Genomic DNA, 299 nt, shown 5'->3' on the forward strand with positions numbered 1-299 from the left:
TGAAGTGGCACACTGAATTTGGCCACCTGAACAGAGGTGATATGCTCACCTCAGAACAACACAGGTGCTCCAATGAAAAAAAGAAATTTTAGCACAGAGTTTAAACGCGAATCCGCTCAACTGGTTGTTGACCAGAAATACACGGTGGCAGATGCCGCCAAAGCTATGGATGTTGGCCTTTCCACAATGACAAGATGGGTCAAACAACTGCGTGATGAGCGTCAGGGCAAAACACCAAAAGCCTCTCCGATAACACCAGAACAAATCGAAATACGTAAGCTGAGGAAAAAGCTACAACG

At 45.8% G+C, this 299-nt stretch carries 1 protein-coding gene; it reads left to right on the plus strand.

Translation table 11 applies throughout. From position 1 onward, the window contains the following. Positions 1-72: 72 nt before the first annotated feature. Positions 73-299, plus strand: a 227-nt coding sequence (locus BHE85_RS19870; protein WP_146628066.1) for a transposase, incomplete at its 3' end; no start/stop codon positions are given.

It is taken from the genome of Shigella sp. FC1567 (assembly GCF_001743015.1).
GTDB lineage: Bacteria > Pseudomonadota > Gammaproteobacteria > Enterobacterales > Enterobacteriaceae > Escherichia > Escherichia coli.